General features: G+C 61.1%; 27 protein-coding genes and 1 pseudogene. 18 read left to right on the forward strand and 10 right to left on the reverse strand.

Features of this window, described 5'->3' with window-relative positions; translation table 11 throughout:
* The 12 genes from WB528_RS22610 to WB528_RS22665 form a co-directional block, all read left to right on the forward strand.
* Nucleotides 1-324 (forward strand): ABC transporter permease subunit (locus WB528_RS22610; RefSeq protein ID WP_423890849.1); only part of this gene is annotated, 324 nt, incomplete at its 5' end.
* A 1-nt stretch (nucleotide 325) separates the two neighbouring features.
* Nucleotides 326-1,294 carry a branched-chain amino acid ABC transporter permease gene (locus WB528_RS22615; RefSeq protein ID WP_423890852.1) on the forward strand — a complete coding sequence of 323 codons (969 nt, stop codon included), beginning with the start codon at nucleotides 326-328 and terminating at the stop codon, nucleotides 1,292-1,294.
* 161 nt (nucleotides 1,295-1,455) lie between these two features.
* Complete coding sequence (locus tag WB528_RS22620) at nucleotides 1,456-2,100, forward strand: DUF47 domain-containing protein (RefSeq protein WP_423890899.1); 645 nt, start codon at nucleotides 1,456-1,458, stop codon at nucleotides 2,098-2,100.
* A 14-nt stretch (nucleotides 2,101-2,114) separates the two neighbouring features.
* Complete coding sequence (locus WB528_RS22625) at nucleotides 2,115-3,119, forward strand: anion permease (protein WP_423890855.1); 1,005 nt, start codon at nucleotides 2,115-2,117, stop codon at nucleotides 3,117-3,119.
* A 99-nt stretch (nucleotides 3,120-3,218) separates the two neighbouring features.
* A complete protein-coding gene (locus tag WB528_RS22630) occupies nucleotides 3,219-4,838 on the forward strand; it encodes a peptide chain release factor 3 (protein ID WP_423890857.1) in 1,620 nt (539 codons plus the stop codon).
* A gap of 117 nt (nucleotides 4,839-4,955) precedes the next feature.
* Entirely contained in the window at nucleotides 4,956-5,567 is a 612-nt protein-coding gene (locus WB528_RS22635; RefSeq protein WP_423890901.1) for a hypothetical protein, read from the forward strand.
* Nucleotides 5,568-5,689: 122 nt separating this feature from the next.
* On the forward strand, nucleotides 5,690-6,292 hold the full coding sequence (locus WB528_RS22640; protein ID WP_423890902.1) for an NnrU family protein: 603 nt from the start codon (nucleotides 5,690-5,692) through the stop codon (nucleotides 6,290-6,292).
* A gap of 1 nt (nucleotide 6,293) precedes the next feature.
* Entirely contained in the window at nucleotides 6,294-7,118 is an 825-nt protein-coding gene (gene panB, locus WB528_RS22645; protein WP_423890859.1) for a 3-methyl-2-oxobutanoate hydroxymethyltransferase, read from the forward strand.
* Nucleotides 7,119-7,338: 220 nt separating this feature from the next.
* Nucleotides 7,339-7,992, forward strand: coding sequence for a tetratricopeptide repeat protein (locus tag WB528_RS22650; RefSeq protein WP_423890861.1), 654 nt, complete (start codon nucleotides 7,339-7,341; stop codon nucleotides 7,990-7,992).
* A gap of 33 nt (nucleotides 7,993-8,025) precedes the next feature.
* A complete protein-coding gene (locus WB528_RS22655) occupies nucleotides 8,026-8,568 on the forward strand; it encodes a hypothetical protein (protein WP_423890904.1) in 543 nt (180 codons plus the stop codon).
* 108 nt (nucleotides 8,569-8,676) lie between these two features.
* Nucleotides 8,677-10,062: a ribosome biogenesis GTPase Der gene (gene der / locus WB528_RS22660; protein WP_423890863.1), complete on the forward strand. Its 1,386-nt coding sequence runs from the start codon at nucleotides 8,677-8,679 to the stop codon at nucleotides 10,060-10,062.
* Nucleotides 10,059-11,309 carry a TCR/Tet family MFS transporter gene (locus WB528_RS22665; RefSeq protein ID WP_423890865.1) on the forward strand — a complete coding sequence of 417 codons (1,251 nt, stop codon included), beginning with the start codon at nucleotides 10,059-10,061 and terminating at the stop codon, nucleotides 11,307-11,309. The genes der and WB528_RS22665 overlap by 4 nt, the downstream gene beginning before the upstream one ends.
* Before the next feature lie 175 nt (nucleotides 11,310-11,484).
* Here the strand turns inward: WB528_RS22665 and WB528_RS22670 are convergent, their stop codons facing one another.
* The 5 genes from WB528_RS22670 to WB528_RS22690 form a co-directional block, all read right to left on the reverse strand.
* On the reverse strand, nucleotides 11,485-12,225 hold the full coding sequence (locus WB528_RS22670; protein WP_423890867.1) for an SDR family NAD(P)-dependent oxidoreductase: 741 nt from the start codon (nucleotides 12,223-12,225) through the stop codon (nucleotides 11,485-11,487).
* A 194-nt stretch (nucleotides 12,226-12,419) separates the two neighbouring features.
* On the reverse strand, nucleotides 12,420-13,940 hold the full coding sequence (gene purF, locus WB528_RS22675; RefSeq protein ID WP_423890869.1) for an amidophosphoribosyltransferase: 1,521 nt from the start codon (nucleotides 13,938-13,940) through the stop codon (nucleotides 12,420-12,422).
* Between the two features lie 23 nt (nucleotides 13,941-13,963).
* Nucleotides 13,964-14,593 carry a CvpA family protein gene (locus tag WB528_RS22680; protein WP_423890871.1) on the reverse strand — a complete coding sequence of 210 codons (630 nt, stop codon included), beginning with the start codon at nucleotides 14,591-14,593 and terminating at the stop codon, nucleotides 13,964-13,966.
* A 146-nt stretch (nucleotides 14,594-14,739) separates the two neighbouring features.
* Entirely contained in the window at nucleotides 14,740-16,194 is a 1,455-nt protein-coding gene (gene radA / locus WB528_RS22685; protein WP_423890873.1) for a DNA repair protein RadA, read from the reverse strand.
* Between the two features lie 18 nt (nucleotides 16,195-16,212).
* A complete protein-coding gene (locus WB528_RS22690; protein WP_423890875.1) occupies nucleotides 16,213-16,941 on the reverse strand; it encodes a sulfite exporter TauE/SafE family protein in 729 nt (242 codons plus the stop codon).
* A gap of 165 nt (nucleotides 16,942-17,106) precedes the next feature.
* On the opposite strand from WB528_RS22690, the gene WB528_RS22695 reads away from it, so the two are divergent.
* From WB528_RS22695 to WB528_RS22705, 3 genes are read left to right on the forward strand one after another with little or no spacing between them, the layout of a single operon-like run.
* A complete protein-coding gene (locus WB528_RS22695) occupies nucleotides 17,107-17,400 on the forward strand; it encodes a hypothetical protein (RefSeq protein WP_423890876.1) in 294 nt (97 codons plus the stop codon).
* A complete protein-coding gene (locus tag WB528_RS22700) occupies nucleotides 17,387-17,866 on the forward strand; it encodes a hypothetical protein (protein WP_423890878.1) in 480 nt (159 codons plus the stop codon). Before WB528_RS22695 ends, WB528_RS22700 begins: the two co-directional genes overlap by 14 nt.
* Before the next feature lie 52 nt (nucleotides 17,867-17,918).
* Entirely contained in the window at nucleotides 17,919-18,383 is a 465-nt protein-coding gene (locus WB528_RS22705) for a c-type cytochrome (RefSeq protein WP_423890881.1), read from the forward strand.
* A 36-nt stretch (nucleotides 18,384-18,419) separates the two neighbouring features.
* On the opposite strand, the gene WB528_RS22710 is transcribed toward WB528_RS22705, so the two are convergent.
* A complete protein-coding gene (locus WB528_RS22710) occupies nucleotides 18,420-19,457 on the reverse strand; it encodes an HD-GYP domain-containing protein (RefSeq protein WP_423890884.1) in 1,038 nt (345 codons plus the stop codon).
* Nucleotides 19,458-19,572: 115 nt separating this feature from the next.
* Complete coding sequence (locus WB528_RS22715) at nucleotides 19,573-20,370, reverse strand: exodeoxyribonuclease III (protein WP_423890886.1); 798 nt, start codon at nucleotides 20,368-20,370, stop codon at nucleotides 19,573-19,575.
* Between the two features lie 151 nt (nucleotides 20,371-20,521).
* Between WB528_RS22715 and WB528_RS22720 the strand changes: the two genes are divergently transcribed.
* Nucleotides 20,522-20,890 carry a GFA family protein gene (locus WB528_RS22720; protein WP_423890888.1) on the forward strand — a complete coding sequence of 123 codons (369 nt, stop codon included), beginning with the start codon at nucleotides 20,522-20,524 and terminating at the stop codon, nucleotides 20,888-20,890.
* On the opposite strand, the gene alr is transcribed toward WB528_RS22720, so the two are convergent.
* Nucleotides 20,882-22,096, reverse strand: a complete 1,215-nt coding sequence (gene alr, locus WB528_RS22725) for an alanine racemase (protein WP_423890890.1) — start codon at nucleotides 22,094-22,096, stop codon at nucleotides 20,882-20,884. The genes WB528_RS22720 and alr overlap by 9 nt on opposite strands.
* Before the next feature lie 52 nt (nucleotides 22,097-22,148).
* Complete coding sequence (locus WB528_RS22730; protein ID WP_423890892.1) at nucleotides 22,149-23,651, reverse strand: replicative DNA helicase; 1,503 nt, start codon at nucleotides 23,649-23,651, stop codon at nucleotides 22,149-22,151.
* Nucleotides 23,652-24,200: 549 nt separating this feature from the next.
* On the opposite strand from WB528_RS22730, the gene WB528_RS22735 reads away from it, so the two are divergent.
* Nucleotides 24,201-24,407, forward strand: coding sequence for a transcriptional regulator (locus WB528_RS22735; protein WP_423890894.1), 207 nt, complete (start codon nucleotides 24,201-24,203; stop codon nucleotides 24,405-24,407).
* A 20-nt stretch (nucleotides 24,408-24,427) separates the two neighbouring features.
* Here WB528_RS22735 and WB528_RS22740 read toward each other — a convergent pair whose 3' ends face one another.
* Nucleotides 24,428-25,678 carry a class I SAM-dependent methyltransferase gene (locus tag WB528_RS22740; RefSeq protein ID WP_423890896.1) on the reverse strand — a complete coding sequence of 417 codons (1,251 nt, stop codon included), beginning with the start codon at nucleotides 25,676-25,678 and terminating at the stop codon, nucleotides 24,428-24,430.
* 278 nt (nucleotides 25,679-25,956) lie between these two features.
* On the opposite strand from WB528_RS22740, the pseudogene WB528_RS22745 reads away from it, so the two are divergent.
* Nucleotides 25,957-26,304: pseudogene (locus WB528_RS22745) on the forward strand (hypothetical protein); the annotation flags it as partial.

Here is a 26,304-nt window from a genome sequence, read left to right on the forward strand (position 1 = left end):
GCCTTCGGCATCAACGTGCCGCGAATGATCACACTGACCTATGGCCTTGGCGTCGGTCTCGCCGCGCTCGCCGGCGTGTTGTCGGCGCCGATCAATCAGGTCCGGCCTTTGATGGGCGAGAACATCATCATCGTGGTGTTTGCAGTCGTGGTGATCGGCGGCATGGGCTCGATCATGGGCTCGGTCATCACCGGCTTTGCGCTCGGCGTGATCGAAGGCTTGACGAAATACTTCTATCCGGAAGCATCCAACACCGTCGTATTCGCTCTCATGGTGCTGGTGCTGCTGGTGAAACCCACAGGGCTGACGGGGCGGGCGACGTAAGATGACGGCGATGACCGACGATACCGTACCGGCAAACCCGCGTGCGATCCGCGATGAGATGATCGCGTTCGCGGTCATGACGTTGCTGCTGTTGATCGTGCCGCTGACCGACCTCTATCCTTTCTTCGTGATGCAGGCGCTGTGTTTTGCGCTGTTGGCCTGCGCCTTCAATCTCCTGATCGGTTATGGCGGCTTGCTGTCATTCGGTCATGCGATGTTTCTGGGGACCGGCGGTTACGTCACCGCCCATGCCCTCAAGGTGTGGGGGTTGCCGCCCGAACTGGGAATTCTCGTCGGCATAGCCGCATCGGCGGGGCTCGGCGTCATCACGGGTATCGTCGCGATCCGGCGCCAAGGCATCTATTTTGCCATGATCACGCTGGCATTGTCGCAACTGGTCTATTTCATCTATCTGCAAGCACCGTTTACGCATGGTGAAGACGGCATCCAGGGTATCCCGCAAGGCCATTTGTTTGGGATCCTCGATCTCTCGAAACCGACGGTGCTCTATTACGTCATCGTCGCGGGTTTCCTGTTCGGCTTTCTCGTCATCTTCCGTGCGATCAACTCGCCGTTCGGCGAGGTGCTGAAATCGATCCGTGAGAACGAACAGCGCGCGATTTCGCTGGGCTACAAGACCGACCAGTACAAGTTGGTTGCCTTTATCCTGTCGGGGGCGCTGGCGGGATTTGCCGGCTCGCTGAAGGTGTTCGTCGTTCAGAATGCCTCGCTGTCCGACGTCGAGGTCGCGATGTCCGGGCTGATCGTTTTGATGACGCTGGTCGGAGGGCTCGGCACGGTATTCGGGCCGGTGATCGGCGCGTTCATCATCGTCGCAACCCAGCAATATCTCGCCGGATACGGCTCGTGGGTGACGGTGATCCAGGGCTCCATTTTCGTCGCTTGCGTGCTGACGTTCCGGCGCGGAATCGTAGGCGAAATAGCCAGTTATTTCCGGCGCTCACTCTAGTCAGGGGCGGGTTTTTACCCGCCGTCCGGGCGTCACAAAGCCGTGGATGACCGGGTTCCACAGGTCCGCTGCCGCGCGGACTTCTGGAAAATGGTCTATGACAGATTTACGACGGGTCGCTCTGACCGGTCTATTCGGCAATTTTGGATAAAATACCAATGTTGATGCGGTGGTTTCGCGCCTTCCTTCCGAAGGAAGAACGCTTTTTCGATCTTTTTGCCAGGCACTCGCAGGCCGTGCAGCAGGGCGCGCTCGCACTGCAAGGCATGCTTCAGGGCGGCGAGGAAACCCCGGTTTTTTGCCAACGCGTCAATCAATTCGAGAACGATGCCGACAATATCACACGCGAGGTGCTGACTGCGGTGCGTCGCACGTTCATCACGCCGTTCGATCGCGGTGACATCAAGAACCTGATCACGGCAATGGACGATGCCATCGACCAGATGCAGCAAACCGCGAAAGCCGTCGTGCTGTTTGAAGTCCGTACCTTCGAGCCGCCGATGCGCGAAATGGGGACGCTTCTCGTCGAGTGCTCCAACCTTGTCAGCCGTGCCTTGCCGCTGCTTCAGGCGATCGGCAATAACGTCTCGATGCTGACGGCGATTACCGAAGAACTGACCAAGCTTGAGGGGCGTGTCGATGACCTCCACGATATCGGCCTGAAGGAACTTTTCCTCAAGCACCGCCACGCCAGCGTTATGGACTTCATTGTCGGCGTGGAAATCTACGACCATCTGGAGAAGGTGGCCGATCGTTTCGACGATGTGGCCAATGAGATCAACAGCATCGTGATCGAACAGGTATAGGGCGGGGCCGTCAGGTGGATGCTGCGCTTGGTCTTCCGGTTCTGGTCGGGTTGATCGCTGTCGCGTTGCTGTTCGACTTTCTCAACGGATTGCATGATGCGGCCAACTCGATCGCAACGATCGTATCGACCCGCGTGCTGCGGCCGCAATATGCTGTGTTCTGGGCGGCGTTCTTCAACTTCGTGGCCTTTTCGGTGTTCGGGCTCAATGTCGCCCATACCATCGGCACCGGCATCATCGATCCAAGCGTCATCGACGTGGCCGTTATCTTTGCTGCCCTTGTCGGAGCTATCGTCTGGAACCTGATCACCTGGGCGTTGGGCATTCCGTCATCGAGCTCGCATGCGTTGATTGGCGGGCTCGTCGGCGGCGGCATGGCGAAAGCCGGGCTTTCTGCGGCGGTCTGGAGCGGCTTGATTAAAACGCTGCTGGCGATCGTACTGTCGCCATTGATCGGATTCTTGCTGGCGCTTGTGCTGGTCGTGATCGTGTCCTGGGCTTCGGTCCGGTCGACGCCGTTCGCGGTCGACCGCGCATTCCGGATCTTGCAGTTTGCCTCCGCCTCGCTGTATTCGCTCGGCCACGGCGGCAATGATGCACAAAAAACGATGGGTATCATTGCGGTGCTGTTGTTTTCGCAAGGGCAGCTCGGCGCGGAATTTTACATCCCGTTTTGGGTCGTGCTGGCCTGTCAGGCTGCGATGGCGCTGGGAACGTTGATGGGCGGTTGGCGGATCGTCCGCACCATGGGCCTGAGAATCACCAAACTAACGCCGATGCAGGGGTTTTGCGCCGAGACCGGTGGTGCGGCGACGCTGTTCCTTGCCACCTTCCTCGGGGTTCCCGTGTCGACCACCCACACCATCACCGGCGCCATCGTCGGCGTTGGCGCTGCGAGGCGAATGTCGGCCGTGAGGTGGAACGTGGCGAGTTCGATCGTTTATGCCTGGGTCATCACCATTCCGGCTGCTGCCGGGGTCGCCGCCGCGGCCTACTGGCTGGTGATATTGATGCGTTAATCGGACGACCCAGACTGGAGCCAGGCTGCACCATCCCTATATGGATTGGTGCCGGCCCTGCTTGATCCGGTCCGGTTTCCCTGCCAAACGCTTTGCCCCATGTCCGACGTTGCCCTCAGCGCTGATTCTTCATCCCCGTCGCCGCTCGCCAGCGAAGTAGCGCGCCGGCGGACCTTTGCCATCATCTCGCACCCCGACGCCGGCAAGACCACGCTGACGGAAAAGCTTCTGCTGTTCGGCGGCGCCATCAACCTGGCGGGGCAGGTCAAGGCCAAGGGCGAACGGCGCAATACCCGTTCCGACTGGATGAAGATCGAGCGCGAGCGTGGCATCTCCGTGGTGACGTCGGTGATGACGTTCGAATTCGATGGCCTCGTGTTCAACCTTCTGGATACGCCGGGGCACGAGGATTTTTCCGAAGACACCTATCGCACGCTGACGGCCGTCGATTCCGCGGTCATGGTGATCGACGCCGCCAAGGGCATCGAGGCGCGCACGCGCAAGCTGTTCGAAGTGTGCCGGCTTCGTGATATTCCGATTATCACCTTTATCAACAAGATGGACCGCGAGAGCCGCGACACGTTCGAACTCCTGGACGAGATCGAGAAGACGCTGGCGCTCGACACCACGCCGATGACCTGGCCGGTTGGCCGCGGACGCGATTTCCTCGGCACCTACGATCTCGCCAGCGGCGGCGTGCGCCTTCTGGAGGGCGGCGGCGCCAAGACCGGCGCGGCGCAGCAGATCGATATCGCCGAATTGGCTGGCCGCAATGCCAATCTCGATGTCGCCGAGGTCAAGGACGAGCTCGCGCTGGTTTCGGAAGCCTGCAAGCCGTTCGAACTCGATGCGTTTCGCGAAGGCCACCTGACGCCGGTCTATTTCGGCAGCGCCCTGCGAAATTTCGGAGTGGGCGATCTCCTTGAGGGCCTCGGTCGCTTTGCGCCGCCGCCGCGGGCGCAGGAAAGCAATTTGCGCAGGGTGGAAGCCGCCGAACCGCGCATGAGCGCTTTCGTGTTCAAGATCCAGGCTAATATGGATCCCAATCACCGCGACCGCATCGCGTTTGCACGGCTTTGCTCGGGCAAACTGACCCGTGGCATGAAAGCGAAGCTGGTGCGCACCGGCAAGAACATGTCGCTTTCGAGCCCGCAGTTCTTTTTCGCGCAGGACCGCGCACTGGCTGACGAAGCCTTTGCCGGCGATGTCGTCGGGATTCCCAACCACGGTACTTTGCGGATCGGCGATACCCTGACCGAGGGCGAAGAACTTACTTTCGTTGGCGTCCCGAGTTTCGCGCCGGAAATCGTCCGCCGCGTACGGCTGACGGATGCCATGAAGGCCAAGAAGCTCAAGGAAGCGTTGCAGCAGATGTCGGAGGAGGGCGTCGTCCAGGTATTCCGGCCGCGCGACGGCGCCCCGGCTCTGGTGGGCGTGGTCGGCCCGCTGCAACTCGATGTGCTGAAGGCGCGGTTGGAAGCTGAATACGCATTGCCGGTGGAATTTGAAGTGTCAGAGTTCCAGCTGGCGCGCTGGATTTCGTCCGACGATCGCAAGAAGCTCGATGCGTTTATTGCGGCCAATGGTTCAGGCGTTGCCGACGATGTCGACGGCGACCCGGTGTTTCTCGCCAAGAACGAGTTCTATCTCGGTTACACCAAAGAACGCGCCGAGGGCATCGTCTTCTCGAGCATCAAGGACGTGAAAAAGAAGGCATAGCGGTTTCCGTCATCGTGGCCGGCCACACGCGAGGATGTGAACAGCCTGGCGGCGACAACCCCAATCCTTCCTCTCGTTTTCGCGTTACAATATGGGCTGCTTCCGAGGGCCCTGCGCATGCTCCGTCGCACCGCTATCGTTTTCGTTGTTGCTGCTGCAGGACTTGCCATTTCGGGCAGCGCCGACGCGAGACGCTGGCACCGGATCAATGCCACGCCTTTTTTTCACGAGCCTTGCAGCGTTCTGTCCCATCGGCCATGCACGCCGTCCTTTTGCAGCGTGCTCAATCACGGTCCCTGCATTCCCGAAATTTACTATCCTTATGGTGAGAACCTCCAGCTGACGGTCGAGAGCAAGCCGCAGGAGGAAGACGCGTCGCGATATCAAAAGCCCGACCACGACCTCGACAATATCGGCGATCTCTTCGCAGCTCTACGTTCATGCTGGACGCCCCCACCGGCAGAATCGGCGAAAGAAGGCATGCAAATGACCGTGCGTTTCAGCTTCAAGCGGTCAGGCGATCTGATCGGGCCGCCACGTCTGACGTTCGCCACCCAGGGCACGCCATCTGAGGTTCGTAATACCTATCTCAAGGCGATCAACGATTCCATCGGCGCCTGCGTGCCGCTCAAATTCACCGGCAATCTCGGGGGAGCCCTGGCCGGGCGGCCGATCGCCATTCGCTACGTCGACAACCGCGATATCGACAAGCAGAAGGCGACGCCATAGCCGCGCCCACGCCGCCCCGCGACCTGCCAAAACGGCCCTCCGTCTCGATCTCGCGCATTGCCGTTTGGCCCCCGAACGTGTAGGCGATGCCCGAAAGGAACCATCCGGAGCGATACGGCATCATGGGACTGGCGGTGATGATCCTGGGGCTCGTCCTGTTTCTCGGCGTGCATACCTTGCCGGCCCGGCGCGAGGTTCGTGGACGTGCCATTTCCGCCATGGGCGAGGGTGGCTACAAGCTCGCTTACGTGCTCGTCTCCGTGCTTGGGATCGCGCTGATCGCCTGGGGTTTTGCGCATTATCGCGCAGCCGGAATGATTGATGTCTGGGAGGGGTTGGTTCCCGCCAAAGCGCTGGTCGTTCTCAAGCACATCGCGATCGCCTTGATGTTGCCGGCGGTCATTCTGGTGGTCGCTGCTTTCATGCGCGGCCACATCTACACCGCGCTCAAGCACCCGATGCTGGCCGGCGTCAAGTTGTGGGCGGCCGCGCACTTGCTCGCCAACGGCGACCTGGGTTCGATCATCCTGTTTGGCTCATTCCTGGGCTGGGCGGTGTTTGACCGTATCTCGCTGAAACGCCGATCCGACGCCGGAGGCCCGCCAATCCCGGTTGGCGGCTGGGGCAACGACATGATTGCGGTCGCGGTTGGTATCGTCGTCTATCTGGCGCTGGCTTTCGCATTCCATCCCGTCGTCATCGGCGTTCCCGTCGTAGGAGTTTAAAATGTCAGTTCAGGCCGCGATCAAGCGCAAAACCGCACCCGATATCCGCGCGCGCAAGAATGGCGAACCGATCGTGATGCTGACCTCGTACCACGCCCATACCGCAGCGCTGGTCGACCGCTATTGCGACGTCATTCTGGTCGGCGATTCCCTTGGGAACGTCATGCACGGCTTTGAAACTACCGTGCCGGTGACGCTCGACATGATGATCCTGCAGGGACATGCAGTCATGCGCGGCTCGCAGCATGCGCTTGTCGTCGTCGACATGCCCTTCGGCTCCTACGAGGCCTCGAAGGAGCAGGCGTTTCATTCGGCGGTGAGAATCCTGAAGGAGACCCATTGCGGCGCGATCAAGCTCGAGGGTGGCGCACGGATGGCGGAGACGATCGCGTTTCTGGCGGAGCGCGGCATACCCGTGATGGGCCATATTGGGCTAACGCCGCAGTCGATCAATACGCTCGGTTCGTTCCGTGCCCAGGGGCGCGAGGAAGGAAGCTGGGAGCCGATCGAAAACGATGCCGTTGCGGTCGCGCAAGCCGGCGCGTTTTCGGTCGTGGTCGAAGCGGTCGCAGAACCCCTGGCCCGCAAGATCACCGGGACGATCGACATTCCGACCATCGGCATCGGCGCCAGCGCAGCCTGTGATGGTCAGGTCCTGGTGTTGGAGGACATGCTGGGACTGTCGCCGCGGGCCCCGAAATTTGTCCGCCGTTACGGTAACCTCGGTCCGATGATTGAAGCGGCGATCCAGGGCTATGCGGCTGATGTCCGGTCGCGCGCGTTTCCGGGTCCCGAGCATGTTTACGGCATGAAGGCGAAGCCCTGAGACCGGTTGCCGGGGGCCGACGGTGGATGACCGCGCAGCGTAGTGGTTCAGAAGTCCGCACTGCGGGAATCGAGACGGCGAGCGGCACCGTTAACGCTTTGGCTGGGCTGGCTTTGCCTTGCCACCGCCACATCACTAAGGTAACGCGGCCTCCATCAGGGAACAGATTAATGGCGTCGGGGGTTCCGGACGCGCGTGGCCGGGGATGGGGTATCTCTAAGTGTCTGAATTATTTGACGAAGTTGACGAGGAAGTCCGCCGTGAACAGCTCAAGAAGCTGTGGGACCAGTACTCGATCTACATCATTGCGGGTGCGATCCTGATCGTCGCCGCCGTCGGCGGCTGGCGCGGCTATCAATATCTGGAAGCCCAGAAGGCGGCTGTGGCCGGAGCGGCCTTTGATGCCGCCATCGTCCTGTCTGATCAGAACAAGCATGCCGAGGCAGAGGCGGCGTTCGACAAGATCGCGGCGACAGCTCCGTCGGGATACCGCATGTTGGCGCGGTTGCGCGCGGCGGCCGAGGTCGCAACGCGTGATCCGAAGGCCGGGGCCAAACTATACGATGAGATCGCGGCCGATCGCAGTGTCGGCACTGAGCAACAGGACCTGGCGCGGATTCGCGCCGCGGGGCTGCTACTGGATAGCGATAGCTATCAGAACATGTTGCAGCGGCTGGAAGCTGCTACCAGGCCGGACTCAACCTTTCGCCATAGCGCGCGTGAACTGCTCGCCTTGTCGGCCTGGCGTGCCAACGACACGGCCGCGACGCGACAATGGCTTGATATGATTGCCAACGATGGTGAGACGCCGTCTGGCCTGCGCTCGAGAGCCGAGGCGCTCCAGGCGTTGCTTCCACCGGTCGCCAAGAGCTGACGACAGGAAAACGTGTTGAACGAGAAATCGACCATGCGTCGCCCGCAACGCCTCATCGCCGCTTCCGTGCTGGTCGCGCTATGCTGCGCGCTGGTCGGCTGCTCGAGTAATATCAGCAGCTTCGACCCGATGGATTGGCTTGATTGGATCGACACCAAGAAAAAGCTGCCGGGTGAACGCAAGCCCGTATTCCCCGATGGCGTACCCGGTCTCGAACAGGGCGTTCCGAAATCGCTGTACAAGGGTGCTCAGGAAGGCGATCAGAACGCACAGGAGGCTGTGGCCGTTCCAACGCCGCCACCTCCCGAAACCAAGCCGAAAAAGACTGCCAAGAAGAAACCAGCGGCGGCAACCGCGAGCACAGACCCTGCGGCTGCGCCGGAGGAAGATTCTACCGCAGCGGCACCGCCGGCACCGAAGAAGAAAATCGTTCGTCAGCGCACCACTGCGCCGCCGCCCGATCAGCCGGCCAACGTGCAACAATCTGGCGCTCAGCCGGCACAATCCGCGCCACCGGCTCAACAATCAGGCGCGGCATTCCCGGCGCCGCTGCCCGGCGGCACGTTCACGCGCTAACCGGCTATTTCATTGCTTACGGTCGGAGCGATGGGCTATTCCCGCACGGATGCCCCGTCTGTTGCGAGAATATGCTCTAGTTCGACTTCCTCCCATTCCTGGTCGCTGATGCCCTTTACGATCGCCATTATCGGCCGGCCCAACGTCGGGAAGTCGACGCTGTTCAACCGTCTGGTCGGGCAGAAGCTGGCGCTGGTCGACGATGCGCCGGGCGTCACCCGGGACCGGCGTGAGGGCGAAGCTCGGCTCGGCGATCTCCAGTTCACAGTGATCGATACCGCCGGGCTCGATGAGGGCGCGAAGGGGTCACTGACCGCGCGGATGCAGGAGCAGACTGAAGCGGCGATCGGGCTCGCGGATGCATTGATGTTCGTGATCGACGCCCGCGCTGGGCTGACACCAAGCGACCGTGCTTTTGCCGACTATGCGCGCCGCGCCAACAAGCCGGTTATTCTGCTCGCCAACAAAAGCGAGGGCAAACACGGAGAGATTGGCGCGATGGAGGCCTACGCCTTGGGCCTCGGAGATCCCGTCCAGGTTTCGGCCGAGCACGGCGAGGGTATGGGCGAGCTTTACGACGCGCTGCGCGCCTTGATGCCGGAGCCTTCAGAGGAGGACGAAGAGTTCGACGATGACGACATCATCGAATCCGACGAGGATATCGCCAAACGGCCCATTCGGGTGGCCGTCGTGGGCCGCCCCAATGCCGGCAAATCCACGCTGATCAATCGCCTGCTTGGCGAGGAGCGGCTGTTGACCAGCGCCGAGGCCGGGACCACGCGCGATTCCATTGCCGTGGAATTCACATGGAATGGCCGGGATTTTCGTGTGTTCGATACCGCAGGGCTTCGACGTCGGTCGCGTATCGAGGAAAAACTGGAAAAGCTGTCGGTCGCGGATGCCTTGCGCGCGGTGCGCTTTGCCGAGGTCGTCGTGCTGATGATGGATACGCAAAACAAGTTCGAGGAACAGGATTTGCGCATTGCGGATCTGATCGAACGCGAGGGCCGCGCGCTCGTGATTGCGGTCAACAAATGGGACTTGATGGAAACAAGATCGGGCGCGATTTCCGCGCTGCGCGCTGAGGCCGATCGCCTGCTGCCGCAGGTCAGGGGCGCGCCCTTGGTTACGGTGTCGGGCTTGATGGGCGAGGGCATCGACCACCTGATGCGCGCCATCGAAGACGCTTATGCCGTGTGGAATCGGCGAGTGGCGACGGCGGCCCTTAATCGCTGGTTCGAGCAGGCGGTGGACGCTAATCCGCCGCCGGCGGTTTCCGGCCGCCGGTTGAAGTTGAATTACATTACGCAGGCCAAGGCGCGGCCGCCGAGCTTCGTGCTGTTTTGCTCGCGCGCCGATGCCGTGCCGCAATCCTATTTGCGTTACCTCGTCAATTCCTTGCGCGAATATTTTGAATTACCGGGTACGCCGGTGCGAATTTCGCTGCGCGAGAAGGCCAATCCGTTTGCGCATAAACGGAAGCGGCCGTCATGAGCGGCACGCCGCCGGCAGCGCCCGCCCGCGGTGCCGCGGTGGCCTTCATTTTTGTCACGATCCTGCTCGACATGTTCGCGCTCGGCCTGATCATGCCGATCCTGCCAAAACTCGTTGAGAGCTTCGTCGACAACGATACCGCGCGCGCGGCCCGTATTTTTGGCGCGTTCGGAACGGCCTGGGCGTTGATGCAGTTTTTCTTCTCGCCAATCCTCGGTAGCCTGTCGGACAGGTTTGGCCGCAGGCCGGTGGTGCTGCTGTCGAATTTCGGGCTGGGGCTCGACTACGTCCTGATGGCGCTGGCGCCGTCCTTGATCTGGCTGTTTGTCGGCCGGGTGATCTCGGGCATCACTTCGGCCAGCGTTTCAACTGCCTTCGCCTACATCGCGGATATCACGCCTGCTGAAAAGCGGGCTGCCGTATTCGGCAAGGTCGGTGCAGCGTTTGGCGCCGGATTCATCGTGGGTCCGGCCGTCGGCGGGTTGCTCGGCGATGCCGATCCCCGGCTGCCGTTTTGGGTGGCGGCGGGCTTGAGCTTAGCCAACACGATCTATGGCCTGTTGATGTTGCCGGAGTCGCTGCCGCGAGATCGCCGCGCTTCGTTCCGCTGGAAAAGCGCCAATCCGATAGGCGCGCTGAATCTGCTGCGCTCGAAACGCATTCTTGCCGGATTATCGCTGGTGAATTTTTTTACCCAGTTGGCGCATGCGGTATTGCCGTCGACCTTTGTGCTCTATGCCACCTATCGGTATGGCTGGGACTCAAAGACGGTTGGTATCACGCTGGCAATGGTCGGTGTCTGCGCCATGCTGGTGCAAGGGGCCGGCATCGGACCGATCATCCGGCTTTTCGGCGAGCGTCTTGCACTGCTTCTGGGTTTGGTCTGTGGCGCTGCCGGTTTTCTGATCTTTGCCGTTGCCCCTACCGGACCTTTGTCCTGGCTCGGAATTCCCGTGATGTCGCTATGGGGCGTTTCGGGAGCGGCGATCCAGTCCTTGATGACCAAGGAAGTTGCGGCGGACCAGCAGGGTCAGTTGCAGGGCGCCTCATCGAGCGTGCAAAGTGTCTCCCAGTTGTTGGGACCGTTCCTGTTCACGCTGACCTTTGCCTATTTCATCGGCGCGCAGGCGCCGATGCAATTGCCGGGCGCGCCGTTCTTCCTCGCATCGGCGCTGGTGCTGCTGGCGGTCGCCGTTGCAGCCGGCACGCTCTCGAGAACGAAACCTCGCGGCGTCAAGACGGCCTAGTGGTCCGATTCTAACATTCGCTCCCCTCTCAGCGGGCACTTTTGCGAATGTTAGAATCACAGGACCACTAGCAATTATAGGTTTTCTAGTGGAGTTTCGGATTTGACATTCGCCTTACGAACTCGCGGCTGGTTGGGTAGCGAATGTCAAATCCACTCCACTAGCGCAGCCTCGGTCAGGCGGGGCTGCGAAAGCTCATCAGCGTGCGGGTCTGGTAGTCGTAGAACCGGCCGGTCTCATTCCATGACGGCAGGCACATCGGCACGATGAATTCGGCGGCCTGCTCCGGCGTGTCGAGCGTCATTGGGTCTTCGCCAGGGAAGACGGTCGCGCGCATACGGGTGCGGAGAGGGCCTGGATTGAACAGGCTGATCCGCAGCCGCGTCGATACCGTCTCATTGGCCCATACCCGCGCCAACGTCTCCAGCGCCGCTTTAGAGGCCGCATAAGGGCCGAGATAGGCGGAGGCCTTGTTGGCCGCGCCCGACGTGATGAACACGGCGCGGCCGGCGTCGGAATTCTTGAGCAGCGGTTCCATGCAGCGGATCAGCTGAAAATTGGCGGATAGGTTGACCGAGATCACGTCGTTCCACGGCTTCATGTCGATATGGCCGAGCGGCGAAGAGGGACCGGCGACGCCGGCATTGCCGATGAGGATGTCGAGTTTGCCGTGGCGCTCATGCAGCGCCGCGCCAAGGCGCGCAATACCATCGACGTCCGTCAGGTTCAGCGGCACCAGCGTGGCGCTGCCGCCGTCTTTTCGGATGTCGTCGTCCAGTTCTTCCAGGCCCCCTTGCGTGCGCGCCACGGCCACAATATGCGCGCCGGCCTTGGCGAGCGCGCGTGCTGTGGCATAGCCGATGCCGCGTGAAGCGCCGGTGACAAGGGCGATGCGGTCGGCAAGGGGGAGGGTCATAATCTCAATCCACGTTTGCGGCGGGTTTTACAGACGTGGATGGCCGGGACAAGCCCGGTCATGACCAATTTTTGTCCTCTTAGCTCTTAGCTGAAGCCGCCTGACTGGATGTTGTCGCTATTCGTTCCGTTTCCGGAGCCATCGGGTGTCACCTTCATGCCCTGCCGACGAATGGCTGCATCTCACGCCTTGTGTCAGCTTGCTTCCGCCAGCAGCGACAATTGCCGCGGCTGCGGCTCGACCTGGTCGTGGTCGGTGAGGCTGGTCGGATAGGCCCCGGTAAAGCAATGGTCGGAGAATTTCGGATTGGCGGCGTCGCGGCCGGGAAAGCCCATGGCGCGATACATGCCGTCAACCGTCAGGAAGGCCAGCGTATCGGCGCCGATGAGTTCGCGCATTTCCTCCAGATTATGGGTCGCCGCCAACAAGCCGCCGCGGTCAGGCAGATCGATGCCGTAATAATCGGGATACACGATCGGCGGGGAGGCGAGACGGAAGTGAACTTCACGGGCGCCGGCATCGCGCATCATGCGGACGATCTTCTTCGAGGTAGTGCCGCGCACCAGCGAGTCGTCGATCAGGACGATGCGCTTGCCCTCGATGGCGGCCCGGTTGGCGTTGTGCTTCATCTTCACGCCGGATTCGCGAATGCTCTGGGTCGGCTGGATGAAGGTGCGGCCGACATAGTGGTTGCGGATGATGCCAAGCTCGAATGGAACGCCCGAAAACTGGCTGTAGCCGACGGCGGCGGGTACGCCGGAATCCGGCACCGGCACCACGACATCCACCGGCACATGGCTTTCGCGCGCCAATTGAGCGCCGAAGGCTTTGCGGACGTCGTACACCGATCGACCACCGACAATGGAATCCGGCCGCGAGAAGTAGATATATTCGAAAATGCACGGACGGGGCGGCTTCGGCGGGAACGGCTTGTGGCTTTGCGCGCCGCGCTCGTCAAACACGACGATCTCCCCGGGTTCGACGTCACGGACATATTTGGCGCCGATGATATCGAGCGCGCAGGTCTCGGACGCCAGGATTGGGCAGCCGTCAAATTCGCCAAGCACCAGCGGCCGGATGCCGAGCGGGTCGCGTGCGCCGATAAGCTTCTTGTTGGTCAGCGACACCAGCGAATAGGCGCCCTCGATCGCCCGTAGCGCCTCGATGAAACGGTCGATGAAATGGTTGCGCTTGGACTGCGCAACGAGGTGCAGGATGACCTCGGTATCGGTGGTCGACTGCATCATGGCGCCGCCACGCACCAGTTCGCGGCGCAGCGTCAGTCCGTTGGTGAGATTGCCGTTGTGGCCGACCGCAAACCCGCCGGCGTTGAGCTCGGCGAACAACGGCTGCACATTGCGCAGAATGGTCTCGCCGGTGGTCGAATATCGGACATGGCCGATCGCGGCATTACCGGGCAGGCGCTCGATCACTTCGCGCCGGGAAAACGTGTCGCCGACCAGGCCAAGCCGGCGTTCGGAATGGAACCGGGTCCCGTCGAATGAGACGATGCCGGCGGCCTCCTGGCCGCGGTGCTGAAGCGCATGTAACCCGAGGGCAGTGATGGCTGCCGCTTCGGGGTGCCCAAAAATGCCGAACACGCCGCATTCCTCACGCAGCGTGTCGCCTTCCAGGTCGGAATCTTCCAGATAGAGCGGGCCGTTGTTCGGCCCCGGAGCTTTGGCGTCGTCTGAAGAGCTCTGTTGACCGTCCATCGCGCCTCTCTTTCGACCAGATATTACCGCGCTGCAGGCTTTTCAATCAGCTTTTTAAGGCTGTCGCGGGCGGGTTTACTATAACCATCGCCCGAGGCCGGCGTCGCCTGGTCGGCGTCAGTTTGCTCATCTTCAGGTTTATTCTTCTTGAATCTCTTCAAGATGGTGTTCTCCGGGTCATCCGGCAAGAGCGCCATCAACCAATCCCCGGTTCCTTGCAGGACAACCCGGGATTTTGCCCCGGTCACCCAGTCCGGCCGCTGTTTGTCAGGAACCAGCCAGGTAAAGAACAGGAAGGCCACGACGACGATAAGCAGGCCGCGCGCCAATCCGAACAGGAAACCAAGCGTGCGATCGAGCGCCCCGATCCTCGAATCCAGGATCATGTCGGAGATCCGGACGGTGATGACGGAAACCACGATCAACGTTCCAACGAAGACGCCGGCGACCACGACAATGCTCGCCACGGTATCGTTGTTGAAATAGGTCTTCGCGGTCGGCAGCAGTTTGGAGAAGGAATAGAGCGTTACCAGTGCCGCGGCGCCCCAAGCGGCGATCGACAGGATTTCGCGCATGAAGCCGCGTACCATCGCGAGCAGGCCGGAGATCAGCATCACACCAAGCAGAACGAGATCGAGAATTGTAATTGGCATCGGCTTGTCAGTTCCGCATCTAGCTCAAACCGCGAATCGCCGTCTTTAGGCTGGCGGTCCGATAGGGCACTCGGCAAGGCCGGAAATCGCGCCATCCAGCCTCGCGCGCGATGTATAGCGGCGAGGGTGGGGGACGTCACCTGCGGCTAGCCTTCCTGACGCCGGAATCTCGCAGGTGTGGTATTTTTTTCAGGCGCCGCACCGTCTCTGTTCCCTCTGGGTGACCCGCGCGCGGCGATTTCCGCCACCAGGCTGGTCAATCCTCCCACCGGGTTCAACGAAAGTCCTGAATCGCCGCCAGCCTCGCCGCGAGCCGATTCGGGCAAGACGGCGCGGCCGAAGCCAAGCTTGGCGGCCTCCTTAAGCCTGGCTGCAGTCTGCGCCACCGGCCGGACCGCGCCGGACAGCGAAATTTCGCCGAAATAGACCGCGTCGGCGGGGAGTTGTGCGTTGACCAACGAGGACACCAGCGCGGCAGCCGCAGCGAGGTCCGCGGCCGGTTCCTGGATGCGCAAACCACCGGCAACATTCAGATAGACGTCATGGCCCGACAGTTTGACCCCGCAATGGGCCTCCAATACCGCCAGCACCATCGAGAGCCGGCTTGGGTCCCAGCCGACCACCGCGCGGCGGGGCGTGCCGAGCGAAGTGGGCGCCACCAGAGCCTGCAACTCCACCAGTACCGGGCGGGTGCCCTCGATGCCGGCGAACACGGCCGTCCCAGGACTGCCGAGATCGCGCTCGGACAGGAACAGCTCGGAAGGATTGGAGACCTCGCGAAGGCCAAGCCCCGTCATTTCGAATACGCCGATTTCATCGGTCGGGCCGAAGCGGTTTTTCACCGCCCTCAAGATACGGAATTGCTGCGAGCCTTCGCCCTCGAACGACAGCACGGCGTCCACCATGTGTTCGACTACACGGGGCCCGGCGATCTGACCGTCCTTGGTGACATGCCCGACCAGAATGATCGCCGCGCCGGACTTCTTGGCAAAGCGAATGAGCGCCTGCGCCGAAGCGCGCACCTGGGTCACCGTGCCCGGGGCGGATTCCACCGTGTCGGTCCACATGGTCTGGATCGAGTCGATCACGATCAGGCGCGGCACGGCGCCTTCGGAAAGGGTTGAGACGATGTCTTCAACGGATGTCTCGGCGGCCAATTGTACCGGCGCGTCCGCCAATCCCAGGCGCTCGGCACGGAGCCGCACCTGCGCCACGGCTTCCTCGCCAGAGATATAGACGGCGCGGTGGCCGGCGCGGGCAAGCAGGCTCGTCGCCTGCGTCAACAGCGTCGACTTACCGATGCCGGGATCGCCGCCGACCAGAAGCACCGAGCCGCGCACAAATCCGCCGCCGGTGACACGGTCGAGTTCGGCCATGCCGGAAGGAAGGCGCGGGGCATCCTGGCTTTTGCCGGTCAGGCTCTCCAGCGCGAACTGGCGGCCTTTGCGCTTGCTGCGGATCGAGACCGGCATCGTGGTCGCGCCGGTGACATCCTCCTCGACCAGGGTGTTCCACTCGCCGCAGGAGTCGCACTTGCCCTGCCAGCGGTTGTAGGCCGCGCCGCAGTTTTGGCAGACAAAGGAAAGTGTGTTCTTGGCCATCGAGGTCTAAGCCGCCACTTACTGGGATTGCATGGCGTTCCATAGCATGGAAAAGCCAGCCGCGAGCATGATGCCGTCCATCAGTAGGCGGAATGCCTCGGGTTTCAAATGCAGCACAAAGCGCTTGGCGATGAAGGCGCCGAACATCAGTGAGGAGCCCGCGATCAGGCCTTGCAGCGCGACCTCCGGCGTCAGGGCGCCAAAGCGCTGAAAGGTCACGGATTTGCTCACATACATGCCGAGCGAGCTTGCCGCCTCGGTCGCGAGAAAGGCGCCCTTGGTCAGGCCGTAGAATAGAAATAGCGGCACGCTCAAGGGGCCAGTCGAAACGACAATCCCTGTGAGATAGCCGATTCCCGCGCCGCCGATGGCGAGATGCCAGAGCGAAAGCTTCAGGCTGTGCCTGGCGAGCCAGTGCCGCGCGGGCACCATCGCGATCAGGAACAGGCCTATGGAAATATCGACGACGCGCGACGGTAGCACCAGCAAAGTGCGCGCACCAAGCGCTGCGGCTGGGATCGCGGGAATGGAATAGGCGGCACAGGCCCGCCAGTCGACGTCACGGTACCAGGCGAGGATGCGCGACAGGTTGGACATCACGGCGGCGACGGCCATGATCGGTACGGCCTGTTTCGGTCCGTATTGATAGATCAGGACCGGCATCAGCATGATCGAGGATCCGGTGCCGACGATGCCGGAGATCGTGCCCGCGACGAGGCCAACAGCGAGGACGAAAAGGAAATTCAAGCGATGGGCCTCCTGCCGAATCGGCTGCGTCGGCTTTCTCTCCAGAGCGATGCTCTTCGCGCCACGTCATGACGAGTGGGATATAGACGGCTGCAATGCGGGGGGCTAGCCTGCTTGCCAAGCACTGGGCGGTTGAAAACGCCCAAAGGCTAGGGAGGGCTGTTGATGAACAAGTCCGCCGATCGCATCGCAAGAGAACGCGATGCAGGAAAGCAAGCTTTGGAGGCCGTGGCCGGCAACGGCTTGATTGATCGTCGCGCGCTATTGGGGCGCGGCGTGATGCTGGCGGGCGCCATGGGGGCGGGCATAGCGCCATCGGCCGCCGGCGCCGAGCCACTCACCGACGATCGATGGAGCCTTGAGATCGGCGAGGCGACGCTCCCTTACCAACCGCGCTCGAAGTTCGAGGCCAAGGTTGCGCGCACGCTCCGTCGAACAACCTGCGATGAGCATGTATGAATCGCGGACCTATTCGCAGATATTGCCGGACGGAAAGGCCTACCGCTTCTACTTTCTGCAAGAGGTCAAATCTTTCATCACCAGCCCGTCGCACGGCATGGCGCTGAAGGGGAGTGGTCTCTATGAAGTTTCCGGCATCGCTTATTCCGGTGCAGGACGGATCGAGAAGGTGATGGTTTCGGCCGATGGCAGGAAAGAGCTGGGGCCAAGCCGCGCTTCAGGAGCCGGTCTTGAGCAAGGCCTTCACCCGCTTCCGCATGCCGTGGCGCTGGGACGCGGACCTGCGACATTACAGAGCAGGGCATGGGACGAAGCGGGTAACGTGCAGCCGACCCGCGCCGAATTCGTTGCCGTTCGCGGCGAGCTGACGAAGCCGCCACCGATACTGAGTTTTCCAAATCAGCATTGCAACTCGATCACAAGCTGGGGCATCGCAAGCAACGGCGAGGTCAAGCATTACGCCTAAGCGCATTCTCTTCGTTTCCTCGTTGCTGCTTGCAACGACCGCCGGCGTATCGTTGGCTGAGACGCCGCATCTCGGCAAGCCGCTCGATGAAGCTGCGATCGCCAATTGGGACATCAGCATCCTGCCTGACGGGACCGGATTGCCGAAAGCGGCGGCACGTCCGCGGGGGGCCGTTATCTTTGCCGAGAAATGTTCGGCCTGCCATGGCGACAACGCCAAGGGTGGTGTTGCCGTGGCTTTGGTGAATGACCGCAAGCTTGACGGCATCTCGGCCTCGCAGAAGACCATCAAGAATTTCTGGCCCTACGCCACGACGATCTTCGACTTCATCCGCAGCGCGATGCCGTTCACCGCGTCACGTTCGCTCAGCGATGATGAAGTCTACGCGCTCACGGCCTATATTCTTGCCGAGAACAAGCTGATCGATGCCAAGGATACGATAAATGCGGAAACGCTGCCGAAGGTAAAAATGCCGAACCGCGACAATTTCATCATTCGCTTTCCGGATCGGATCTAAGGTAGCAGGGAAGATTCGCCAGAAGAACGTTTCGCGTCACGCCACGAGCGCGACGTTGCGAAACGCCTTGACGAGCGGCATCTCGAGCTTGCCGTCCATATCGCATAAAACCTTGTAGGCGTCTTGCCGCGACATCGGCTCTCGGTACGGCCGTGATTCAATCAGTGCCGCGAAAATATCCGAGATGGTGAGCAATCTCACCAGATCCGAAATATGTCCGGCCGGGAGGTGGTCGGGATAGCCCGAGCCGTCGAGATATTCGTGATGGTGCCTGACGCCATCAAGGATCTCCGGGTTGATGCCCGGAATATCCTTCAACAATTCATATCCGATCACCGGATGACGTTTCATGATTTCGTCTTCGTCCGGATCGAGGCGGTCTGGCTTGTCGAGGATGGACAACGGAATACGGGCCTTGCCGATATCGTGCAAGGTGGCGGCAATTCCCAGCCGTTTGACGTCGATATCGATAAACCCTGCTTCCAGCGCAAATCCCACCGCGATGCCCGTCACCAGCAGACAATGCTGGAAGGTGCCCTGATGATAGCGGCGAACATCATCGAGCCAGGTGCTTAAGCCGTTTCGCTCGATGCTGTTGACGATGTGTGATGTGACGCCTTCAGCTTCCGAAAGGTTGATCGGCTTGCCGTGTTTGATCGCGGAAAAGATCGAGACGAAGGCTTGGGCGCAGTCGATGGTTTGGGCTGCAACGGCGGAGGGCCCGTTTCCGGTGGCTTTTGCTCTGGCTTCAATCTGCGCGAGCTTGGGGCCGAGCTCGTGGGTGTTGCGAACGACCGACGTGGCGCCGAGTGCAAAAGCCTGCGCGACCATGTGATGGAGGTGTTGCTGGACGACAAACAGCTTTTCGGTAACCATATGCAGCTCGCCCAGGGCCTGCTTGATTTGTTCCACACGAACCATTTCGCGCAGGTCGGCGTCCACCATGAGGACGCCACCGGTGCCGCTGGCAGCCTCGTCCCCCAGCAATCTGGCCACCACATAGTGGTGCGGTTCCAGCATCGCGCGGACGGCAGGTATCTTCCCGGGTTCATCGGTGAGATAACAAACGAGCATTTTTTCCTGGCCGGAACGACGAAAAAGGTGGAGGCTCAATTCCAATGCGAAAGCCGCAATAACAGGGCATCGTAGCGGGGCTTCATTAAACAAGACCTAAGCGAATCAAGCCGATTCATTGGCCTTTGGTTAGGAACCGCGCCTGATTTAGCGTTAGCCACGCCGGCGCATGGTCGCTCGCGCTTGCCTCACCGCGCACCAGACGGTCGACGCCCGCCTTCTTCAACCGCGGCGCAAGCGCGGGGCTTAGCAGGAGATGATCAAGCCTCAGACCGGCATCACGCGGCCAGCGGTTGCGTTTGTAGTCCCAGAACGTGAACATCGGTTTTGAAGGATGAAGCGTGCGGATCGCGTCGGTCCAGCCTTGTCGCGTCAAGGCCTGGAATGCGGCGCGGCTCTTCGGCTGGATCAGCGCATCCTTGTCCCAGGATTTCGTCGGGTAGATATCGAGTGCAGTGGGGGCGACGTTGTAGTCGCCGGCGAGCACCACGGGAACGTCCTGCTTGATGAATTTGGCGGCGTGTGTCCGCAGCCTTTTGAACCAATCGAGCTTGTAATCGAATTTCGGTCCTGGCTGCGGATTCCCGTTCGGAAGATAGAGGCTTGTCACGATGATGCCTTTGACGGCGGCCTCGATATAGCGCGCCTCGGCGTCGCTGGCGTCACCGGGGAGGGCGCTGCGGATCAACACCGGGTCGGCGTTTCGCGCCAGGATCGCCACACCGTTCCAGGTCTTTTGTCCGCGCCACACCGCGCCATAGCCGGCCTTCTCGATGGCCGCATGCGGAAAACCATCGTCGGTCGTTTTCAATTCCTGCAGGGCGACGATGTCGGGTTTGGCTCGTCTTAGCCACATCAGGAGATTCGGCAGGCGCCGATTGATATTGTTGATGTTGAAAGTCGCGATTTTCATCGGATCGGTAAAGTGTCCTTCAAGTGTAGCATCTTCTTAGCCGCGTTACCGCAATCCCCGACGCATCGACGAGAGGCTGCGCTGCTGACACTGCGTTGGCAACAGGGTTCGTTTAGTGGTTGCGCTGTTCTTATGTTGAGAAGGAGAGTTCATGACGATCAAGGGAAGCTGCCATTGCGGCGATACGCAATTCGAAGTGAGTGAGGCCCCGACCAGCGTTACGCGCTGCACTTGTTCGCTCTGCTCGAAGCGTGGCGCGTTGTGGGCCTACTATACGCCGGCGCAATTCAACCTCGTCCAGCCGCCGAAGCAGGCCGCTACGTATCGATGGGGCAGCCGTACGGTCAAACATCATTTTTGTGCGAATTGCGGCTGCGGCACCTATTCCGAGTCGCCCGACCGGTCGAGCGGAAAGCCGGACTTCAACAATCCGCGTGTCGGGGTCAATTCCAGACTGTTCGACGAATTCGATCTCGATGCCGTGCCGGTCATGGTGGTCGACGGCAAAAATCTATGGTGAGGAGGCGCTGGTCGCCTCGTCAGTTTTGAGGTCCGCCTTGTAGACCCGCGCGTAACGCCGGCCGAGGCTCGTGAGAACCTCATAACCGATGGTGCCGAAGTGATGAGCGAGTTCATCAACCGTGATGCCTTCGCCAATCAGCGTCACCAGATGGCCGCGGCGCACGGCGTTTTTTTCCAGATCGGTGACGTCAACAGCCATCAGGTCCATCGAGATACGGCCGGCGACCGGGCAGCGCTTGCCGGCGACCATCACCTCGGCGCCGCGCGTGCCATCATTGCTGCTGCCGGCACGGAAATAGCCGTCGGCATAACCGGCAGAGAGGACGGCAAGCCGCGTCGGCCGCCGGGCGGTCCAGTTCCCGCCGTATCCGACGCTTTCGCCGCGTTCGACGTCGCGGATCTGCAGGACGCGGGCCTTCAATTCGACGACCGGCAGCACCGGGTTGTCGGCTTCCGGCGTCGGATTGACGCCGTAGAGGGCCGCGCCCGGCCGTACCATTTCGAACAGAAAGGAGCCTCCCAGGAAGATACCGGACGAGTTCGAAAGTGAGGCAGGCACGCCGGAAAACTCGCTGGCAATCGCACGGAAGGCGGCCAACTGGCGAGCGTTCATCGGGTGGTTGAGGCTTTCGGCGCAGGCGAGGTGGCTCATCACGAGCGATATGCCGTGATCGCCGGCGTGGATCCTCGGGATGAGGCCCTGCGCCTCGGCAATGGTGAGGCCGAGCCGATGCATGCCGGTGTCGATGTGGATGGCCGCGCCGCCGGCCCAGCCGGTGCGGCGGCAAAAGACATCCCATTCGGCGAGCTCGTTGAGGTCTCCGATGACAGGCCTTGCGTCAATCCTGGCATAGGCATCGCCGGTGTTCTGGATGAAGCCGTTGAGCACGTAAATGACGGCCGAAGGCGCCGCTGCCCGTGCCGCGGCCGCTTCGTCCGGGGTCGCAACGAAGAAGGTCTTGCAGCCGGCCTTGGCGAGGGCCTGTGCGACCGGCTCAGTTCCGCAGCCGTAGGCGTTGGCCTTGATCACGGCCGAGCATTCGGCAGGCACTGCGGTTTTCTCGAGCTTGCGCCAATTGGCGACCAGCGCATCGAGATCGATGGTCAGAATGCCGCTGGCGGCAGCCAGTGCCGCCGCCCTGTTGGCTTCCGGCGAGAGAACAGAATCGGCCGGCAGCGACTTTGGATCGGAGGCGATGTTCATGCCGTATTTTATGCGCGCGCTGGCGGCCGTTCAACCCGAGAGAGGTCCCGCTTTAGTAGGTCCGGTCCGGCAAATGGTTGTCGGGAGTGAGATCGCCGAAACGGGTTACGCTCGCCTCGAACTGAAGTTCGACGGTGCCGGTCGGGCCGTGGCGCTGTTTGCCGATGATCACCTCGGCCTTGCCGTGCACGAGCGACATGTCGAGCATCCACTTCTCGTATTCCGGAGTACCCGCGCGTGGCTCCTTGTTGGCGAGATAATATTCTTCACGATAGACGAACATCACGACGTCGGCGTCCTGCTCGATCGAGCCGGATTCGCGCAAGTCGGACAATTGCGGACGCTTGTCGTCGCGGTTTTCGACCTGGCGCGACAGCTGCGACAGCGCGATCACGGGAACGTTGAGTTCCTTGGCGAGCGCCTTCAGGCTGGTAGTGATTTCGGTGACTTCCTGAACGCGGTTGTCGTTGCCGCGCTTGCCCGATCCCTGCAGCAGCTGGATGTAGTCGACCACGATCACATCGAGGCCCTTTTGCCGCTTGAGCCTGCGCGCGCGCGCCGTCAACTGCGAGATCGACAGTCCGCCTGTTTCGTCGACATAAAACGGCAGTGATTGCAGCTCGATCGAATAGTCGCGGATCTTCTCGAAATCGGCCTCGGTGATACCGCCGCGGCGGATATTGCTGGACGGAATTCCGGTGCGCTCGGCGATGATACGCGTCGCGAGCTGTTCGGCCGACATTTCGCAGGAGAAGAAGCCGACGATGCCGCCGTTCACCGACTTCATGGTGCCGTCGGCCTGAACTTCGGCGCGATGTGCCTTCGCCACGTTGTAGGCGATGTTGGTGGCGAGCGCGGTCTTGCCCATGCCGGGACGGCCCGCCAGGACGATCAAGTCAGACGATTGCAGCCCGCCCATCTTGATGTCGAGATCGCGAAGGCCCGTCGCGATGCCCGACAGTTTGCCGTCACGCTGGAAGGCCTTGGCCGCCATATCGACGGCGACCGTGAGCGCCTGCGAAAAGCGCTGGAACCCACCGTCATAACGTCCGGATTCCGCCAGTTCGTAGAGCCGCCGCTCGGCATCCTCGATCTGGGCGCGCGGCGCAAAGTCGACCGGTGCGTCGAAGGCGACATTGACCATATCCTCGCCGATCCGGATCAGATCGCGGCGCAGCGACAGCTCATAGATCGTGCGCCCGTAGTCCTGCGCATTGATGATGGTGGTGGCTTCGGCGGCAAGGCGTGCCAGGTACTGACCAACCGTCATCCCGCCGATGTCGACATCAGCCGGCAGAAAGGTCTTCAGCGTGACCGGAGTTGCCACCTTGCCCATCCGGATCAGGCTGCTGGAAGTCTCAAAAATGGTCTGGTGGATCGGCTCAAGGAAGTGCTTGGGCTCGAGAAAATCCGAAACCCGATAGAACGCGTCGTTGTTGACCAGGATCGCGCCCAAAAGGCTCTGCTCCGCCTCGATATTGTGAGGGGCGCTGCGGAAAGCAGGGGTTCCCGCCTCGGGGGCGAGCTTCAGGACGTTCGAATCAAGCGAGGGCATGAGGCTCAGTGTTCGCGGAACTTTGGCGGAATTTGGCGGACAAGGGGCAGCGATAAAGCGCCTCTCTCGCATCAAGCGGAAGCGGCAACTGGCCTTATGCCCGATTCACACAATTGAGGTTGGGAAATCGGCAAGGTTATCGGGTTGGTGCTTGACGCGATTTGGCATCGCCGGGGAACGGCTAAGGCGTGTCGAGAGTTTCACAACCCGGTGAACCTTATCGGGCAACGCACATACTCAACCCATATTGGGGTCGGGCAGCGTAGGTGCCGAAAAGCCGTTAGATCAGTGAGATAGACCAGCGCGACGAGAGCGGCGCCAACAGCTATCAAAATCAAGGCGTAGTCGGTTTGGATAACCGAAGGCCTGCCGCGCAACGGTTGATCGGTTTTCTGAGCCATTCTGGAGATTTAGGGCAAGGCCCGTAAGTCCTTTGTGACAGATCACAGTGGTCCGAATTTTCTTCGGACATGTCGGATTGGAACAGGGCGGGTGGCGTTGGAATTATTGATCGAGGCCTTTTCGAGGGCTGAGAAGGATGGAGCGGCGATGAGCCAACAACTTCCGTCATGGCGGACCGGAAAAGGTCAGACCGTGTGGCTGTCGAGGTTGATTGAGGCGATGGAGAAATTTTCCCGCGCCGAGTGGCGCTCGCGCCCGGTAGACCGGCTTGAACTCGCCGCCGTGCGCGCCCGGCTGGCCCAGCCCGCGATGGCCTATTCCCGTTATGCCTCTCGCTTCGGCCTGCCGAACTGAGAAAGGACGCCAACGACAGTCTATTCGCCGGCCATTTGGAGGCGCGGCTGCTTGCTAAGCTCCGCGCGCCGCAGCTTGGCTTCTTCCAGTGCCAGATAGTCGCGCGTCATCGGCACCACGCCCTGGCGCTTGGTAAGCTGAACCTGGAAGTTCATCAGGTTCTGCTTGCGGAAAGCCATTTCCGAACAGGCGAGATAGAATTCCCACATCCGCGCGAAGCGCTCGTCGTAGAGCTGGACCGCTTCCTCCCGGCGCGCCATGAAGCGCTCTCGCCAGGCTTTCAACGTTTCCGCATAGTGAAGCCGCAGGATCTCGATATCACAGACCAGAAGTCCCGCGCGCTCGATCGAAGGCATGACCTCGGAGAGCGCGGGGATGTAGCCGCCCGGGAAGATGTACTTTGCGATCCAGGGATTGGTGACGTCGGGCCCCTCCGAACGGCCGATCGAGTGGAGCAGCATCACGCCGTCATCGGTCAGCAGTTCGGCGCAACGCTCGAAGTAGGTGTCGTAGAAGTCGACGCCGACATGTTCGAACATGCCCACCGAGACGATGCGGTCGAACGGACCCGGAATGTCGCGGTAATCTTCGAGCAGAAACTTGACTGAGCCGGTCAGATTTTTCTCGGCTGCGCGGGCATTCGAAACTTGCAACTGCTCGGTCGACAGCGTCACGCCGGTTACATGGGCGCCGGTTGTCTCGGCGATATAGAGGCCGAGGCCGCCCCAACCACAGCCGATATCGAGCACGCGATCGGCAGGCCTGACCAGAAGCTTCGCGGTGACATGCCGCTTCTTGGCCAACTGGGCGTCGTCCAGCGTCGTACCTGGCTGCTCGAAATAGGCGCAGCTATATTGCTTGTCGGCGTCCAGGAAGAGCGAATAGAGCCTGCCGTCGAGATCGTAGTGATGGGCGACGTTATTTTTGGAGCGGCCGCGCCAATTGAACTGGCGCAGATGCCGGCCAAGATAGCGCAGGCACCATTGCAGCTTGGCCCAGCGGGGCAACACTTCCGGCTGATCCATCAGGATGGCGAGCGCATCGGCAATGGAGCCGTTTTCGACGACAAAGTGGCCGTCCATGTAGATCTCGCCAAGCGCCAGTTCCGGGTTGCGCAGTACCCTTCGCTCGGCGTCGGTGGTCATGAAGCGAGCAAAGACAGGGGATCCCGTCCCGTCGCCGCAGGTGAATTTTTCTCCGTTGGCAGCGGTAAAGGTTATCGCACCGCGGCGAATGAACCGCTGCAGGAAGTAACGCAACAAACGTTCCATTGAACCACCAAGACGAGCAATCCCCGAACGAGCGATCCCAAAGATGTCAAAAGCGCAGGGAACAAAATAGTTCCTGCGAAGCTAATTGACAACTATGAGAGCGGTTTCAGTCCGTGCCACTAATGTATTGTATACAAAGCAGATATTCCGATGGCCCGCGGTCACGCGGTTTCGTCACTAGTGCGCTTCCATTCGCGGGATAATCGGCTAAAAGGTGACGCCACCAGCCTTTCGAGAAGTGAGCGCTGGAAGCGTTTTCCGCATCTGGAGAATAGGGAATGTCGAGCCGAGCGCGCATTTTTGCGACGGTCACGCTTTTGATCAGTTGTCTCGGGGGCCCGGCCACGTGGGCGCAGGCGCAAAACCTCGAAGCCGGCAAAAGCGCTTCCCAACTCTTTGCCGGCACCTGCAACGCCTGCCACAAGAGTCCGCGCGGTTTATTGAAAACAGTCTCGCCCGGTTCGCTCGCTGGCTTCCTCCGCGAGCTTTACACGACGAGCGGCGATATGGCTTCGCAGCTTGCTACCTACCTGATCTCCAATGGCGCGAGCGACAGCCGGCAGGTGAAGCAGGGTGCCGACAAGCAGGGCGCAGATAAGGATAAACAGGGCGGCAATGAACCGTCC

It is taken from the genome of Bradyrhizobium sp. (genome assembly GCF_049586575.1).
Classification (GTDB): Bacteria; Pseudomonadota; Alphaproteobacteria; order Rhizobiales; family Xanthobacteraceae; genus Bradyrhizobium.

Coding starts and splice junctions, on each gene's coding strand:
- WB528_RS22720 (WP_423890888.1), top strand. CDS start 20,522: ATGACGATCAAGGGAAGCTGCCATTGCGGCGATACGCAATTCGAAGTG.
- WB528_RS22735 (WP_423890894.1), top strand. CDS start 24,201: ATGAGCCAACAACTTCCGTCATGGCGGACCGGAAAAGGTCAGACCGTG.
- purF (WP_423890869.1), bottom strand. CDS start 13,940: ATGGACGGTCAACAGAGCTCTTCAGACGACGCCAAAGCTCCGGGGCCG.
- radA (WP_423890873.1), bottom strand. CDS start 16,194: ATGGCCAAGAACACACTTTCCTTTGTCTGCCAAAACTGCGGCGCGGCC.
- WB528_RS22640 (WP_423890902.1), top strand. CDS start 5,690: ATGGGACTGGCGGTGATGATCCTGGGGCTCGTCCTGTTTCTCGGCGTG.
- WB528_RS22700 (WP_423890878.1), top strand. CDS start 17,387: ATGAGCATGTATGAATCGCGGACCTATTCGCAGATATTGCCGGACGGA.
- WB528_RS22695 (WP_423890876.1), top strand. CDS start 17,107: ATGAACAAGTCCGCCGATCGCATCGCAAGAGAACGCGATGCAGGAAAG.
- WB528_RS22715 (WP_423890886.1), bottom strand. CDS start 20,370: ATGAAAATCGCGACTTTCAACATCAACAATATCAATCGGCGCCTGCCG.
- alr (WP_423890890.1), bottom strand. CDS start 22,096: ATGAACATCGCCTCCGATCCAAAGTCGCTGCCGGCCGATTCTGTTCTC.
- der (WP_423890863.1), top strand. CDS start 8,677: ATGCCCTTTACGATCGCCATTATCGGCCGGCCCAACGTCGGGAAGTCG.
- WB528_RS22680 (WP_423890871.1), bottom strand. CDS start 14,593: ATGCCAATTACAATTCTCGATCTCGTTCTGCTTGGTGTGATGCTGATC.
- WB528_RS22655 (WP_423890904.1), top strand. CDS start 8,026: ATGCGTCGCCCGCAACGCCTCATCGCCGCTTCCGTGCTGGTCGCGCTA.
- WB528_RS22670 (WP_423890867.1), bottom strand. CDS start 12,225: ATGACCCTCCCCCTTGCCGACCGCATCGCCCTTGTCACCGGCGCTTCA.
- WB528_RS22740 (WP_423890896.1), bottom strand. CDS start 25,678: ATGGAACGTTTGTTGCGTTACTTCCTGCAGCGGTTCATTCGCCGCGGT.
- WB528_RS22615 (WP_423890852.1), top strand. CDS start 326: ATGACGGCGATGACCGACGATACCGTACCGGCAAACCCGCGTGCGATC.
- WB528_RS22710 (WP_423890884.1), bottom strand. CDS start 19,457: ATGCTCGTTTGTTATCTCACCGATGAACCCGGGAAGATACCTGCCGTC.
- WB528_RS22665 (WP_423890865.1), top strand. CDS start 10,059: ATGAGCGGCACGCCGCCGGCAGCGCCCGCCCGCGGTGCCGCGGTGGCC.
- WB528_RS22630 (WP_423890857.1), top strand. CDS start 3,219: ATGTCCGACGTTGCCCTCAGCGCTGATTCTTCATCCCCGTCGCCGCTC.
- WB528_RS22635 (WP_423890901.1), top strand. CDS start 4,956: ATGCTCCGTCGCACCGCTATCGTTTTCGTTGTTGCTGCTGCAGGACTT.
- panB (WP_423890859.1), top strand. CDS start 6,294: ATGTCAGTTCAGGCCGCGATCAAGCGCAAAACCGCACCCGATATCCGC.
- WB528_RS22730 (WP_423890892.1), bottom strand. CDS start 23,651: ATGCCCTCGCTTGATTCGAACGTCCTGAAGCTCGCCCCCGAGGCGGGA.